Origin of the sequence: Brevibacterium sp. CT2-23B (assembly GCF_013168765.1) — a bacterium.
GTDB classification, from domain to species: Bacteria; Actinomycetota; Actinomycetes; order Actinomycetales; family Brevibacteriaceae; genus Brevibacterium; species Brevibacterium sediminis.
The window spans coordinates 298,765-313,187 of the sequence record NZ_JABBYK010000004.1 but is presented as its reverse complement, the minus strand read 5'-3'; the positions used below and the strand labels follow the sequence as shown (position 1 = coordinate 313,187).

Annotated in this window: 11 protein-coding genes; 8 read left to right on the top strand and 3 right to left on the bottom strand. The window is 64.9% G+C overall.

The window, feature by feature from the left end; genetic code table 11:
* Positions 1–70 precede the first annotated feature (70 nt).
* Positions 71–628: a hypothetical protein gene (locus tag HIM68_RS12365; protein ID WP_172172577.1), complete on the top strand. Its 558-nt coding sequence runs from the start codon at positions 71–73 to the stop codon at positions 626–628.
* Positions 629–797: 169 nt separating this feature from the next.
* Positions 798–1,997, top strand: a complete 1,200-nt coding sequence (locus HIM68_RS12360; protein WP_172172575.1) for a pyridoxal phosphate-dependent aminotransferase — start codon at positions 798–800, stop codon at positions 1,995–1,997.
* A gap of 181 nt (positions 1,998–2,178) precedes the next feature.
* On the opposite strand, the gene HIM68_RS12355 is transcribed toward HIM68_RS12360, so the two are convergent.
* The 3 genes from HIM68_RS12355 to HIM68_RS12345 all read right to left on the bottom strand — a co-directional run bounded on the left by HIM68_RS12355 (position 2,179) and on the right by HIM68_RS12345 (position 6,222).
* Positions 2,179–2,721, bottom strand: a complete 543-nt coding sequence (locus HIM68_RS12355) for a thioesterase family protein (protein WP_172172573.1) — start codon at positions 2,719–2,721, stop codon at positions 2,179–2,181.
* A gap of 153 nt (positions 2,722–2,874) precedes the next feature.
* Positions 2,875–3,795, bottom strand: coding sequence for a prolipoprotein diacylglyceryl transferase (gene lgt / locus HIM68_RS12350; RefSeq protein ID WP_172172571.1), 921 nt, complete (start codon positions 3,793–3,795; stop codon positions 2,875–2,877).
* 210 nt (positions 3,796–4,005) lie between these two features.
* Positions 4,006–6,222 carry a DUF222 domain-containing protein gene (locus HIM68_RS12345; RefSeq protein ID WP_172172569.1) on the bottom strand — a complete coding sequence of 739 codons (2,217 nt, stop codon included), beginning with the start codon at positions 6,220–6,222 and terminating at the stop codon, positions 4,006–4,008.
* Between the two features lie 512 nt (positions 6,223–6,734).
* On the opposite strand from HIM68_RS12345, the gene HIM68_RS12340 reads away from it, so the two are divergent.
* The 6 genes from HIM68_RS12340 (at position 6,735) to HIM68_RS12315 (ending at position 14,268) form a co-directional block, all read left to right on the top strand.
* Positions 6,735–7,655 carry a LysR family transcriptional regulator gene (locus tag HIM68_RS12340; RefSeq protein ID WP_172172567.1) on the top strand — a complete coding sequence of 307 codons (921 nt, stop codon included), beginning with the start codon at positions 6,735–6,737 and terminating at the stop codon, positions 7,653–7,655.
* A 182-nt stretch (positions 7,656–7,837) separates the two neighbouring features.
* Complete coding sequence (locus tag HIM68_RS12335) at positions 7,838–9,163, top strand: MFS transporter (protein WP_253903931.1); 1,326 nt, start codon at positions 7,838–7,840, stop codon at positions 9,161–9,163.
* A gap of 63 nt (positions 9,164–9,226) precedes the next feature.
* The gene (locus tag HIM68_RS12330) at positions 9,227–10,534 is read left to right on the top strand and encodes a M20 family metallo-hydrolase (protein WP_172172565.1); all 1,308 of its coding nucleotides are present in this window, start codon (positions 9,227–9,229) and stop codon (positions 10,532–10,534) included.
* Positions 10,531–12,150 carry an amidase gene (locus HIM68_RS12325; RefSeq protein WP_172172563.1) on the top strand — a complete coding sequence of 540 codons (1,620 nt, stop codon included), beginning with the start codon at positions 10,531–10,533 and terminating at the stop codon, positions 12,148–12,150. The genes HIM68_RS12330 and HIM68_RS12325 overlap by 4 nt, the downstream gene beginning before the upstream one ends.
* Positions 12,143–13,360: an amidase gene (locus tag HIM68_RS12320; RefSeq protein ID WP_172172561.1), complete on the top strand. Its 1,218-nt coding sequence runs from the start codon at positions 12,143–12,145 to the stop codon at positions 13,358–13,360. Before HIM68_RS12325 ends, HIM68_RS12320 begins: the two co-directional genes overlap by 8 nt.
* A gap of 164 nt (positions 13,361–13,524) precedes the next feature.
* Complete coding sequence (locus HIM68_RS12315; RefSeq protein ID WP_253903930.1) at positions 13,525–14,268, top strand: DUF1345 domain-containing protein; 744 nt, start codon at positions 13,525–13,527, stop codon at positions 14,266–14,268.
* Positions 14,269–14,423: the final 155 nt, after the last annotated feature.

Here is a 14,423-nt window from a genome sequence, read left to right as displayed (position 1 = left end):
ACGTCATGGGCGCGGATCCTCTTCGTTGAGTAGTGTCGAAGACAGCCAGCTCGGACGAAAGGGATCGACGATGATCGACTTGGCCCACCCGCGCGACCTCGTCATGATCGGCGCGATCTTCGGACTCGCCGCGTTCATCTGGTCAGGCTGGGCACAGGAAGCACCGCCCAAAGCACTGGTCTGGCGGCTCGTGCTCGCCGGGCTCGGAGTCGCGGGCCTCGCACTCGCAGTGCCGAGCATTCTCGCCGCCAACGGCAACTGGTCGGAACCCAGCGCTTTCACCACCGGGACCGTCGCATTCACGCTCTACCTCATCGTGTTCTGGGCCGAGGTCAACATCGCCGCGGTGGTGAGCTTCTTCCTCATTCGAACCGGCCAGACCGAGAACATCGCTCCGCTCATCCTCTCGATCGTCGGTATCCACTTCTTCGCGCTCGCCGCCGTCTTCGGCCAGCCCGTCCTTCACGTGGCGGGGCTGCCGCTGACCATTGTCGCGGTGGTCGCGTTCATCCTGCCGCGCGAGACCGCGGCGCCGAGTTTCTGGTGCGGCATCCTCGGCGCTCCGGTGTTCCTCGGCATCGGCCTGTGGTGCCTGCTCGCCGGACGCAGCGCGCTCGCCGTCGGATGAAACTCGGACACCGCTGACAATCCCTGGTCAGGTGCTCTATCGTGAGTGAACCGGTGCGCACCGTGGTCCGGGGACGGTTTCGTCCCGCGTTGCGCAGCACGCATGGACACCCCAGCACGGACACCTCAGTATTGCCCCGAAGAGATGGACCCCGAAGAAGGAGTCGACGATGAAGACTGCTCGCCGTTTGGACAACCTCGGCACCGAGACCGCTTTCCGCGTGGCCCAGGCCGCCGCCGAATGGAAGGCGAAGGGCAACGAGGTCTTCCCGTTTCACCTCGGCGATCTCAATTTCCCCTTGGCCGGGCATATCGTCGACGCAATGGAGCAGGCCATCCGCGACGGCAAGACCGGCTACTGCCCGGGACCGGGGATCCCCGAACTGCGGGAGGCGCTTGCTGATGACCTCGGCTCGCGACGAGGAATGAAGATCGACCCCGCCGAGGTGGTCGTGACCACCGGAGGCAAGCCCGTGATCACCAAATTCCTCCAAGCCGTGATGAACCCAGGTGAAGGCGTGCTCTACCCGAATCCGGGCTTCCCGATCTACGAATCCCAGATCGAATATCTCGGCGGTACGGCCCTGCCCTACCGATATGTTCCGACCTCCGACGGTTTCGCCATCGACCTCGACCACCTGCGGGCATCGATCGACGAGAACACCACCGCCATCATCTACAACGACCTGCAGAACCCGATCTCCGCAGAGTCGACTCGGGGCGAGCGTGAGGCCATCGCCGCGATCGCGCAGGAATTCGACCTGTGGGTGCTCTCCGACGAGGCGTACTTCGAGATGCGCTATCGCGGAAAGTCCCAGTCGATCGCCGCACTGCCGGGAATGCGGGAGCGCACCGTGATCCTCTACACGTTCTCGAAGAAGTACGCGATGACGGGTTCTCGGCTCGGCTGTGCGGTGGCACCGAAGGAGGTCGCCGAGGCGATCTCGCTGATGAACACCAACGACGAATCCTGCACGAACCAGTACGTGCAGTGGGCAGGGATCGCTGCGTTGCGCGGACCGCAGGGGCCGGTCGGCCAGATGCTGGAGGTGCTGCGCAAGAGACGTGATGCCACGTGCCGGCTCCTCAACGAGATTCCCGGCATGTCCGTGGCGACGCCGGGCTCGACGTTCTACGTCTTCCCCGACGTCACCGAGGCGATGGAGGCGAAGGGAATCGCGACTCTGGCGGACTTCACCACCGAGGCTCTGCATGCCACCGGTGTCTCATTCTGCACTCGCGAGCACTTCGGGTCACCGCAGCCCGGTGAGGACCGGTCGTACATTCGACTGGCCTATTCGGGCATCGACGAAACCGCGATCACAGCCGGTCTCGGCCGCCTCAAGGAGTGGATCGAAGCGGGGCGGTAGTCCGTTTGGCGGGGTTGCTTGCAGTGGTACCGGGCTGCGGCGCCGTCGCGACCACGGCTCTGTCCGGACCGCGGCGCCGTCCCAGCCACGGCTCTGTTCGGGCCACGGTGCCGTGCCGACCGCAACTCAACGCGGACCACGGTGCAGTGCCGACCACAGCTCGGTCCAGACGACAGCTCTGTTATGTCCAGCTGCTCCAGGCGGGCCGGCGGGTGCTCGGCAGCGCGTTGTCACGGCGCCAATCGTGGATCCAGTCGGGCAGTTCGGGTTCGTTCTCCGGCATCCCGAACGCCTCGATGAGGTCGTCCCTGGTGAGCGGCCGGTCCTCGGAGATCAGGCGGGTGGCGACATAGGCTCGGGCGAAGATCTCGCCGTCGACGACCATGCGCTGTTCGAAGAACACGGTGCGCTCGTCGATTCCGCAGACTTTGGTCTCGAGGTTGTAGCGCTGCCAGAGTTTCAGTGATTTGCGGAAGCTGATGGTCTCGGCGCTGACGACGCCGGTCCACCCGCGCTCACGCATCGCCTGCCATGCTCCGCTGCGTACCATCATGTCCAGTCGTCCCAGGTCCATGATGGAGAGGTACTTGCCGTTGTTGAGATGCATGAATATGTCGATCTCACCCAGGTGGACGCGCATGGGGAGGGAGTAGGTGTCCCAGATGTCGCGCGCGGAACGTCGGCGGGACCTCAGCAGGTGCAGGATCATGCGGAAGAAGTGCATGCAATCTATGTTACTTGACAGTAGTTTGATGGGCGACCATAACCCTGCCGGGTGAATGGGGCTCTGATTGATGAACGTAGACCCGACGGCGAATGCGCCCACGGAAGGGTGCGCATCCACGGACCCGGGGAGCCGCCTCGGCGAGGGTGGGTGTCAGTCCTTCGCGGTTTCGGGTTCGCGGCCGGGGATGAACGGTGATTCTTCGGGCTCGGGGTGGCGCTTCCACTGGATGAGCATGATCGCCACACCGAGAGCGACGGCGCCGATCGCGCCCCACACGTTGGTGCGCAGGCCGAGGATGACGAAGCTCGGATCGAGGCGGATGGACTCCCAGACGATGCGACCGGCGCCGTACCACATGAGATAGACAGCGAATAGGCGTCCCCACTGGAAGAAGACCTTGCGGCCGAGGTAGAGCAGGACGAGAGCGCCGAGGCTGTTCCAGATGACCTCGTAGAGGAACGTTGGATGGAAGAGGGTGCCGGGGGGAGTGCCCAGTGGGATTGCCGGATTGCCGGGATCGATCTCGAGTCCCCAGGGCAACGTGGTGGGCAGGCCGAAGAGCTCCTGGTTGAACCAGTTGCCGAAGCGACCGCAGGCCTGAGCGAGGATGAGGCCCGGTGCCAGGGCATCGAGCAGAGTGGTGAGTTTGAGGCCGAGGCGGCGGCACATGATCCATGCACCCAGCGTGCCGCCGATGAGTGAACCGAAGATCGCGATGCCGCCCTCCCAGATCGCCCATACCGAGCCGGGTTCGAACGGGTTCCACGGGTTGCGGCCGGGACCGAAGTAATCGGTGTAGTGCGTGATGACGTGATAGATGCGGGCGAAGACGATGGCCATCGGTACGGCCAGAGTCGCGATGTCGAGCACCTGCCAGTCCTCGACACCGCGCCTGGTCAGGCGGCGGTTCGTCAGCACAATGGCGATGATGATGCCCACGAGGATGCACAGCGCATAGAAATGGATCGTCAGCGGTCCGAGTTGGAAGCTCGAGATGGACGGGCTGGGGATTGCCGCCGAGATGTCGTGTGGAATCGCGGTCGCGCTGGAAGTCACTAGGCCGAGGTGCATGGGGCCAGTCTATTTGCACCCGTCTGAGAATCTCTTATGCAGCGTCTGCTCTCTGACCGGCGAGGACCGTTTTCGGGCCGATTGCTGTGCCGCCTGCGCTCCGACTAGCGCGTAAACCCGAGTCCTGTGGGGTGAAGGCAGCCGCGACAAGGCCATTCGCGCTCACATCAGAATGGAGGCACAGCGGTGCCATTGAATGGCCATGCGCAGCTACGTGCCGAAGAGGCCGTTGATGATGTCGTCGGTGACGAATCGTGAGTGGAGGATGGGAGTGCGGGCGGGGTCGATGCTTTCGGGCGGTCGCCATGCCGGCCGTCCGTCGCCGAGCATGAACACTTCCCAGTCGGAGCGGTCCATGAGGTGGTGGTGGAAGGAGCAAAGCAGGCACATGTTGTTGATGTCTGTCTTGCCGCCCAGGGCGTGCGGCACAACATGGTTCACGTCGCACCACCCCGCTGGTGCGTCGCAGCCGGGGAACACGCATCCGCGATCCCTGGCGGTGACGATTGCGGTCTGCTTCTTGTTGGCGAAGCGCTGTTCCGTGCAGACTTCCACCGTGCGAGCCTTTTCGTCCATCAGGTGGAAGAAGACGGTGCCATCGAGGCCGCGTCGAGCGACGTCGCCCATCGGGAAGCGGCCGGCGGAGCCTGTGGTGGCTTCGCCGATGCCGTTGGCAATGTCGGACGCTTTGGCTGTGACGACCAGGGCGTAGGGCGAACCCTTGGCGGCTTCCTTCATGCTGATGCGCGAAATGAGAGTGGCGAAACGTTCGTAGATCCAGGCTTTCGCATTGGGCTGCTCGCTCATGAGATCGACGGCCGAACCATCGACGCGGACCCCTTGACCGGCATGAACGGGGCGGTCGGCAGCGGAATCGGCCGTATCCGCACCGGCGTCACCGGCAGCTTCACTGTCGGCACTGGAATCGCTGGCGGCGTCTAAGACAGCCCATGGGGGAGCGTCATAACGATCGCCGGTGAGCACTGCGTCGATGGGTTCGAACTTCTCTTCGCCGGCAGCCTGACCGAGTCCGACGTTCGGGAAGAGCGCGGGAGCGTCGTCGGCCGCGGGGCGGGCCGCTTCAGTGTCGGTGGGGCGGACGTTGTTCGATGTGGTGTCGTCGCCCGATTCTGCAGTGTTCGACGGGTTGTCACCGGTGGGTTCTGCGATTGTCGAAGTGTTGTCTTTCGCGGATTGGATCCGCGAAGTCAGCAGTCCGTGCAGTTCGGATCCCGCCACGGGGTCGAGGACGCCTTCCAGCCTCCAGTCTCCATTGCGCTTGGGCCGGGCAGTGATGAAGTAGGCGGAACGATCGCTGGGGTCGAGCGGCTCGGCACCGTCGGGGTCGATGAGAGCGAGCATCCGACGGAAGATGTCGCGGAGCTCGCTCACAGTCACCGATTTCGCGTACTTCACGAGGTCGGTCTCCACACGGGACTTCGTCTCGTGATCCACCCACGCGGGCAGTGCCTTGAGGCAGTCTTCGATGACAGTGAGGTGCTCCGCGGGCAGAGTGCCGAGGTGGAGCTGCTCGGCGACGAGCGGGTGTTCGGGCTCAAGCGATTGGCCGTCGAGCGCAACTCGTCCGCCGAGATTCTCTGCGAGCCTTGCCCGGCGGTTAGCTTCTCGCCCCGAGAGGTTGAGGCGTTCCTGGATGAGCGCCTTGGTCGACTTGGCGCCACTGTCCTTAGGCGTGCCGACACGTTCGTAGACGGCCAGTGCCAGGGTGGACATAGATTCACTGAGTCGACGCAGAGCCTCTGCTCCATCGATGACCTGCAGGGCCTCGTTCGGCCCCATCGGCCGATCGAAGGCGCGAAGACCTCCGACCAGTTCGGTCAGGGAAGCGATCGAGTCGGTGATTTCGGGAGCGCTTGCGGCCAGGTCGTTCCAGGCCGCGTCGGTGAGGATCGGGTGCATCGAGGCTGGTCGTTGAGAATCAGTTCCAGCCTCGGGCCGAGCGGCGTCGGGGTCCTTCGTAGTGGCCGAGCTGGCAGGACCAGCGGATGTGGGCTGCGCGGTTGAGCGGGCCTGCTCGTTTGCCTCAAACAGTGCGGTCGGGTCTGGACCTGCGGTCGTGTCTGTCGGGCCGTTCGGCTCGTTCTCAGTGGATGTCGCTGATTCGACGCCTTCGCTCGACTGTTCGCAACCGACAGCCGTGCCGGCTGTGTTCGGTTGTCCGGCATCGGCAGCCGACGTGTCTTCGCCTATTTGTTCGTCGTCGGCTATCGGCGCATTGTCAATCGCTGCGTCATCGTCGGTCGAAACTGGGTCAAGGGCCTCGAACACCTCGGCGAAGTGGTGTCCGCTGAGGTCGAGCCCGGCCGCCTTGAGCTGTTCGGCCAGTGTTGCGGGGGCCGATGTTTCTTCGGATTGTGCTTGCGCGGTGTCCTCGGGTGCGTGGGCATTCTGAGAAGTGGCGCCCACGAGGCCTGCTGGTGTGGTGTTCGTTGGCGGTCTTCTGCTCGCCCCACCGTGCGAGTCAGGGGCAGCGCGGCGGTCGCGCTTTCCTGACTTGCGTCGCTTGCGGTCGGGAGTGAAGGTCATCGCTGTTGAGTTCCGTTCGTCATTGAAGGTCTCTTAACTCAATTGTAGGCAGTCAGAGAATAGAAGACAATAGAATCTTCGAAAAATATTCGACTAGAAATGGCACGCAAAAATGTGAAGGCGGCTTTTGAGTTGTCTATTGGGATGTGAGTCAGTTTGAGGGCACTTTACTCGTCGGCACTGACTCGGGATCGGCGACGATTGAAATGTCGGGAGGATTCTCGGAACGGGGTCCTACCCGGTAGAGGTGGGTGATCTGTGCGATGCTTGCCGTCCGGGAAGGGTTGGAGCCTGGCCGCCTGGGAAGGGTTGACCGGTAGTGCTCGGATAGAGCCGCCTCGGCGAGGTTGGATCTGCACGCATCGCCATTGTCGGTGGGATGATGGGGAGCTATGGCCCTTGATTTCACCCTGGTGCAGTTGCGCTACTTCCAGGAGGTCGCCAGGCGGGAGAACATGACCGAGGCGGCGAAGCAGCTCAACGTCACTCAGTCGGCGATCTCGACGGCGATGGCCCAGCTCGAGCGGACCATCGGCCTCGACCTCTTCATCAGGCAGAAGAACCGATCGGTCGTGCTCTCTCCGGCAGGTAAGCGATTCCTGGCCGAAGTGACCAGCTTCCTCGAGGCTTCCGATGCGCTCGGAGAAACTGCGCAAGGGCTGTCCCGGTCTTTGAGCGGGAGTCTGACAGTCGGCGTGTTCTCGCCGATCGCGCCGACCCGACTGCCGCTGATCCACGATGAGTTCGCGAAGCGCTATCCAAAAGTGCAGGTGACTTACCTTGAGGCCGACTTGGAAGAGCTGCAGAGGGCCGTCACGGCAGGCGACTGTGATCTGGCGCTGACGTACATGCTCGGTCCGACGGGCCGATTCGACACGTTCCTCCTCGATGTCGTCGAGCCTCACGTTCTGGTGTCCCGCAATCATCGCCTTGCCGGGGGTGGGCAGCCGAAACCGGTGCGCTTGAGTGAACTCGCCGACGAAGACTACATTCAGCTCGATCTGCCCTTTTCCAGGCAGTACTACGACGAGCTGTTCCGCATCGCAGGGATTGTGCCGAAGACGAGGCATTCGTTCTCCGGCTACGAGACGCTGCGGTCGTTCGTGGCGATGGGACACGGGTATTCGCTGCTGAGCCAAAGCGTGTCATCGGGTACCTATATCGGGCTGCAGACCGTGGATGTTCCCCTGCTCGACGACTTCCCGAGCATCGACCTCGCCGTGATCTGGCCCAGCGGCGTGCGCTTGAGCCGACGCGGGAAGGCATTCTGCGAAGTCAGCAAAGAGGTTCTGGGTGCTGCGGTGAAGCAGTGACGGTCCGGGCGCCGACCACGTCTGCTCTCATTGATTCAATTGATGACAATGTTCAAAAGTATCTGTTGGACTGATTCCGATTCGCTCATCACAATAAATGGCAGGCATCACACGGGCAGACGGTGATGCTTCCGCCCCATCAGGGTGACAGGCCCGTCATGGGACAGAGCAAAGGAGCTTTGATGTCCACTCCCACCACCGACCATGAGCACACGCCCACAGCCGACGGCCGTGGCCGGTCGACGAAGATGCAGCGGAAGGTGCTCCTCGGCGGCAGCATCGGCCAGTTCGTCGAGTTCTACGACTTCACGCTCTACGGACTCTCCGCCGTCATCCTGTCCGAGTACTTCTTCCCCGACGGCGACCGGATCACCGGTCTGCTGGTCATCTTCGCGACCTTCGGAGTCGCGTTCGTCATGCGCCCCCTCGGCGGACTGTTCTTCGGAGCTCTCGGCGACAAGGTCGGCAGGCGGCAGACCCTGACGATCACGATCTTCCTCGTCGGAGCCTGCACAGCCCTCATCGGCATCCTCCCCGGTTTCGACACGATCGGGTGGTTCGCGCCGATCCTGCTCATCCTCGCCCGACTCGGCCAGGGCTTCTCTGCCGGCGGCGAATCCGTCGGCGGACCGTCCTTCGTCTACGAGCACGCTCCGATTGCCAAGCGCGGACTGTGGATCAACATCACCCTGGCCGCGACGGCTCTGCCTTCGGTGTTCGCCGGCGGCCTCATCCTCCTGCTGTCGACGGTGATGAGCGATGCCTCATTCGACTCATGGGGCTGGCGCGTTCCTTTCCTCCTGGCGCTGCCGTTGTCGGCCGTCGGGCTGTGGATCCGGTCGAAGACCGACGAATCCGAGCTGTTCAAGAAGACCGCTGCCGAACGGCCCAAGGAGTTCAGCCCGATCCGCGAAAGCTTCCGCGAGAACTGGGTCGGAATGCTCCAGGTCTTCTTCGTCCTCGGCGTCACCGCGCTCGGCTTCTACATGCTCTCGGCCTATTTCGTCACCTACATCCAGACCACCGGCGACCTCAGCCGCGAACAGTCGCTGCTGACCAACGCGATCGCCATGGCCAGCTACACGATCTTCCTGCCCATCGCCGGCCATCTCGGTGATCGATTCGGACGTCGGCCCATGCTCATCGCGGGTGCGATCCTGCTCGCGGTCACCTCGGTGCCGGCATTCGGGCTTGTGACCAGCGGACACATGGGGCTGGCATTCCTCGGGCAGACGATCTTCGTCCTCGCGCTCTGCTGCTACGGCGGCGGCTGCTACACCTTCTTCTGCGAGCGATTCTCGACGAAGACGCGGTTCACCTCGGCGGCCATCAGCTACAACATCTCCTACGCGGCGCTCGGCGGAACCGCTCCGTTCGTGGGCACGTGGCTCGTCGACATCACTGGCGTCAATACCGCGCCCGGCTATTACATGGCCGCTGCGGCCGCCGTGTGCCTCGTCCTCATCTTCGTCACGCGCCTCCCCGAGACTCGCGGACGGCTGGGGTAGGCGCGCGAACCCCACCACAGACCCGCGCAAACCACATCACCCACAAGAAAGCAGCGATCAGCAATGAACCATCAGGCACCCCCATCCTCCGACGCGGCCTTCCTCGCAGACTTCCACTTCGTCGCCACCATCGGTGCCACCGGCAACAACGGCGTCGACCGGCAGGCGCTGACGGCCGAAGACAAGCAGACGCGCGACTGGATGCGCGGCTGGGCGACGGACAAAGGCTTCGACGTGCGCGTCGATGCGATCGGGAACATGTTCGCGTGCCTCGAATTCGTTCCCGATGCCCCGTACGTCCTCATCGGCTCCCACCTCGACTCGCAGCCGCTCGGCGGCCGCTTCGACGGAGCCTACGGAGTCATCGCCGCCCTCTTCGCGGCCCTGCGCGTCAAAGAGGAACTCGCCGAATCTGGCCTGAAACCCACCTTCAACCTCGCCGTCGTCAACTGGTTCAACGAAGAAGGCGGTCGCTTCGCCCCGTCGATCATGGGCAGCTCCGTCTACGCCGGGCTCTTCGACCTCGACGAGATGCTCGCCGTCGCCGACCTCGAAGGCACCACCGTCGCAGAGGCGCTGGGCGCCATCGGCTATGCCGGCACCGACACCCCGCCCGAGGCGATCACCTACGCCGAGATCCACATCGAACAGGGCCGCATCCTCGAACGCGAAGCCACGGACATAGGCGTCGTCGAGTCCAGCTGGTACACGCAGAAGCTCGACATCGACGTCCTCGGCGAACAGTCCCACACCGGGGCTACAGCCATGGCCGACCGCCACGACGCGCTCGTCGCCGCGGCCAAGGTCGTCCTCGCCGTCGCCGAGGTGGTCGACGCGTTCGAGGAAGAAGCCCTCGTCTCCTCGGTCGGCCAGCACGTCGTCGAACCGAACTCGCCGATCGTCGTTCCCCGCCGCGTCCACATGGTCGCCGACCTCCGCTCCTCCGATCCTGCCATCGTCCAAGCCGCCCGCGACTCCCTGAAGACGCAGATCGCCGAGATCGCCCGTGCCCACGACATCACCATCAACGTCCGCGACTTCGACATCCGCGACAAGCGCCACTTCCCGACCGAAGGCGTCGAACTCGCCGAGAAGGCCGTGGCCAACGAAGGTCTGAGCATCCGTCGGTTGGAGACGATGGCCGGCCACGATTCCGTGGCGATGAATCACCGCGTGCCCGCCGTGATGATGTTCGTTCCCAGCGTCGACGGCGTTTCCCACTGCGAACGCGAGTTCACCACCGATGAGGACATGCTCCGCGGCGTCCGCGTGCTCACTTCGGTGGCCGGTGAACTCGTCCGCGGTGAGCTCGCCGATGTCCGCGACGGCGCCGTGTGGGTCGGGTCGTCCATCGCCGAGGCGCGCGCATGAGCACCGATAGCCCGCGCCCCAGCGCCGACCCGTGCCCCAGCGCCGCCGCCTCGGCCGCAGACCCGACCAGTTCGACGACCGAACCCTGGACCCTGTCCGCCGCCGAGGCGCTCGCCGCCTTCCGGTCCAAGGAGCTGTCCCCAATCGACTACCTGACCTCCTTCATCGGCCGCATCACCGCCGAAGACGAGCGCATCAATGCGGTCACCGAAGTCGTCGAGGAGGCGGTCACCTCGGCGCGGGAAGCCGAGGACTTCTACGCGAACGCCACCAGCGATGACCTCGCCGAGGCGGCCGCCACCCGTCCGCTGCTCGGACTTCCCGTGATCGCCAAGGAGAAGCACGCGCTCGCCGGCCGCGGCCTCACTCAAGGGCTGCTGCACGAACGCGACACTGTCGCCGACCATGATGCCGCGATCATCGCCCGCATCCGCGCCGCCGGCGGATTCGTCCACGCCCGAGCGACCTCTCCGGAGTTCAGCTGCGCGACCATCACGCACTCGCCTATGTGGGGCGTGACCCGCAATCCGTGGAACCCGGACCTCTCACCGGGCGGGTCCTCCGGCGGGTCCGGTGCTGCGCTGGCAGCCGGGTTCGCGCCCCTGGCCACGGCCTCCGACATCGCCGGATCGACGAGGCTGCCCGCCGCCTTCACCGGCACCGTCGGCTACAAGGCCCCGTACGGCCGGATCCCCGGCGCCCAGCCCTTGGCCGCGGACTGGTACCGCGGGGACGGGCCGATGACGCGCACCGTCGCTGACGCCGCCCTGCTCGCCAAGGTCATGGTCGGGGTCGATCCGAGCGATCACGCGACCATCGCCTCGCCCGGGTTCCTCGATGACTTCGACCCCGCCGAGGCGGCCGACCGACTCCGCGGACGCAGGGTCGCGCTGTGCCTGCGCTTGGGGGACTTCCCCGTCGGGAAAGATATCGAAGCGAATACCCTCGCGGTCGCCTCGGCGCTGGAATCGGCCGGGGCACACGTCGAGGAGATCGAACTGCCGTGGACGGCCGAGCGGATCTTCGAGACCGCGTTCACCCACTTCGGGAATCTCCTCGCCCCCGCCATGCGCGCCGCCACCCGCGGCCACGAGGACACCCTGGCCGAATACACGCTGCGGTTCATGGTCGACGCCGAGGCGGTCGCCGGCCGCCGCTCCTTCTACGACGGACTCGCCATGGAAGCACAGATCCAGGCGGAGCTGGCGTCCGCAATGGACGGGTTCGATGTGCTCCTGGCACCCACCTCGGCGGTGGCCGGGTTGGAGGCCGGGACCAGCTACCTCGACGGGATCACGATCGGCGCCGACGGCGTCGGTCGCGAAGGGGAGGGCGCATCCGGGGCGGACGGTGCGTCCGACAACAGCGGAAGAGACGGCGTGCGCCTCGATCACTACTGGCAGGCGCATATGACGATGCCATTCAACATCTGCAACCGAGTGCCGATCGTCAACGTCCCCTCCGGCATGGCCGACTGCGGCATCCCCACGGGTGTCCAGGTCATCGCCCACCCCTATGACGACGCCCGCGCCTTCGACGTCGCCGCCGCCATCGAAGCGCTGTGCCCATGGCCCGGACTGGCGCCGACGGTTCAGATAGGCTCATCGGATGGATGAGCATACCCTCGCCGAGGTGGAGCGAGCCGGAACGCAGTTCAACGCCGTCACAGCGATGACCGTCGACCGCGCAAATGCCCTCACCGCGGAATCGATCGGCCGCCGGGATTCCGGTCAGCCGCCTCGGCGATTGGAGGGGATTCCCTTCGCGATCAAAGACGTCATCGACCTCGTCGGATACCCGACGACGATGGGATCGAATGTGCGCAGCGATGCCCCGGCTGCTACCTCGGCGCCGGTCGTCGACCGACTCGAAGCGGCGGGCGCGATCCCAGTGGCGAAGACGAACTGCCAGGAGTACTCCTACGGAATCCTCGGCGACGAATCCGCCTTCGGCCGCGTCGTCAATCCTGTTGATGCGGCACTGTGCACCGCCGGGTCGAGCTCCGGATCGGCCGCACTCGTTGCCGCCGGGGTGGTGCCGTTGGCTCTGGGCACCGACACGGCCGGGTCCGTGCGCGTGCCGGCGGCCTGCCAAGGCGTGCTCGGGTTCAAACCGACCTTCGGCGTCGTGCCCGTCGACGGAGTCTTCCCGCTCTCGCAGAGCTTCGACACCGTCGGACTCTTCGCCTCCGACCTCGGCCTGCTGACCACGGCTTTCGACGTGATCGCGGGCGACGATGCGGGTGATGACCGAGGGAACAGCGCACACACCATCGATGTCAGTCTCTTCGGCGGCGACGATGGCCGAGCGCGGGACCTGCTCAAATCGGTCCCGGAACTCACGATCACCTCGGCGAGTGGGCCGGCCCTGGACGAACTCCTCGACGACCTCGCACCGATCTACGATTACATCCGCCTCTATGAGGCTTTCGAGGTCCACAGAGACCTCTTCGCCGAGCGTGCCGCCGACTACCAACCGGGTGTGGCCAAGAAGATCGAAGCCGGCCGAGGCCTCGGCGAGGCCGGATACCGCAAGCAGCTGGACGCGCTCGCCGAACTGCGGGAACGGTCGCTCGCGGTCTTCGGTGGCACTGACTTCCTGCTCACTCCGGCCATCGACGGACCCGTGGTCCGCTGGGATGAGATCGACTCCGGCACGGCGGCGAAGTTCATGCGCTATTCGATGCCATTCAACGTGCTCGGCTGGCCGGCCCTGACGATCCCGCTGCCCGGGGCCGGAGGCGGCGAAGGACCGCAGGCGGTGCAGCTGGTCGGCCGCCCCGGCGGCGACCGCGACCTGCTCGCCTTCGCCTCTCAGCTGGTCTGACTAGACCCGTGGTCGGTCTGATTTGGGGAGCAGTTCGATTGACTCGGGGATGCCTGGTCTGACTCGGTGCCACCGGTCCGATTCGGAGATCGGCCGAGTCGAGCCCACCCTCGACTAGGCTGAACTCGAACAGCCGCCGCGTCGAACGAACCGGAGCCGGGCCGATGAGACCCACGCACAGTCAGATGCTCACCCTCTCCGACGACTCGCGCGCAAATATCGCGGGAGTTCCTGCGCTCATCGTCAGCGGCATCCTCGTGTTCGGATTCGACTTCGACCCACTGGGTTCTGGCCCGAGCATGGCTGCATCGCTGGCCCTGCCGCACGAGGTCATCAACCTCTTCCTCGTCTTCTGGCCGCTCTTCGCGCTGACCTATCTGCTGTGGACCCACGCGGGACTGAGAGACCTCGACGAGACCGAACTCATCGTCCATTCCCGCTGGTCAGTGGCGAACCGCCGACGATGGTGGTCGCGGTGGTTCGGGATGGGCGGAGCAGTGTCCTGGGCGACCATGGCTGCCTATCTCGCATTCATCTTCAACATCTTCCTCGTCACCTCTGGCTCGAGCGCCAGCATCGTCGTCTCTGCGGCGCTCGGCATCGCGAATGTCATCGCCTCGTGGGCGGTGCTCGTGTATTCGTTCGCACTCGAGTTCATGCGTCTCGACCTCAGTGGCGGCGGCAGCCCGGGGGAGCGGCAACTCGAATTCGACATGGAGGGCCCACGCGAGTTCGGCGACTACCTGACCTTCTCCGTGCTGTCATCGACGATGACGGCCGCGCTCCCCGGCCGAGCGGTATCGCGAAAAGCCTGGCGACTGGTGCGCACGAACGTCATCGTCGCCTTCGCCTTCAACTCCGTCGTCGTCGCGACCCTCGTCTCGATGATCCTCTCCTACGTCATGTGACCGTCACAGGCACAGCCCCACCCCGTGAATATCGCCGAGGCGGCCCACCCCGTTCAGGGTGGACCGCCTCGGGCCTATGGGCTCCTCAACCGGGCGGGCCGCCTCGGTGGGGACAGATTCCCCAACTGGGCCGGCCGCCTCGGTGAGGTGGGAGG

Bases quoted from the DNA above. Each gene is read 5' to 3' on its own strand.
- HIM68_RS12365 (WP_172172577.1), top strand. From the start codon at position 71: ATGATCGACTTGGCCCACCCGCGCGACCTCGTCATGATCGGCGCGATC.
- HIM68_RS12360 (WP_172172575.1), top strand. From the start codon at position 798: ATGAAGACTGCTCGCCGTTTGGACAACCTCGGCACCGAGACCGCTTTC.
- HIM68_RS12355 (WP_172172573.1), bottom strand. From the start codon at position 2,721: ATGCACTTCTTCCGCATGATCCTGCACCTGCTGAGGTCCCGCCGACGT.
- lgt (WP_172172571.1), bottom strand. From the start codon at position 3,795: ATGCACCTCGGCCTAGTGACTTCCAGCGCGACCGCGATTCCACACGAC.
- HIM68_RS12340 (WP_172172567.1), top strand. From the start codon at position 6,735: ATGGCCCTTGATTTCACCCTGGTGCAGTTGCGCTACTTCCAGGAGGTC.
- HIM68_RS12335 (WP_253903931.1), top strand. From the start codon at position 7,838: ATGTCCACTCCCACCACCGACCATGAGCACACGCCCACAGCCGACGGC.
- HIM68_RS12330 (WP_172172565.1), top strand. From the start codon at position 9,227: ATGAACCATCAGGCACCCCCATCCTCCGACGCGGCCTTCCTCGCAGAC.
- HIM68_RS12325 (WP_172172563.1), top strand. From the start codon at position 10,531: ATGAGCACCGATAGCCCGCGCCCCAGCGCCGACCCGTGCCCCAGCGCC.
- HIM68_RS12320 (WP_172172561.1), top strand. From the start codon at position 12,143: ATGGATGAGCATACCCTCGCCGAGGTGGAGCGAGCCGGAACGCAGTTC.
- HIM68_RS12315 (WP_253903930.1), top strand. From the start codon at position 13,525: ATGAGACCCACGCACAGTCAGATGCTCACCCTCTCCGACGACTCGCGC.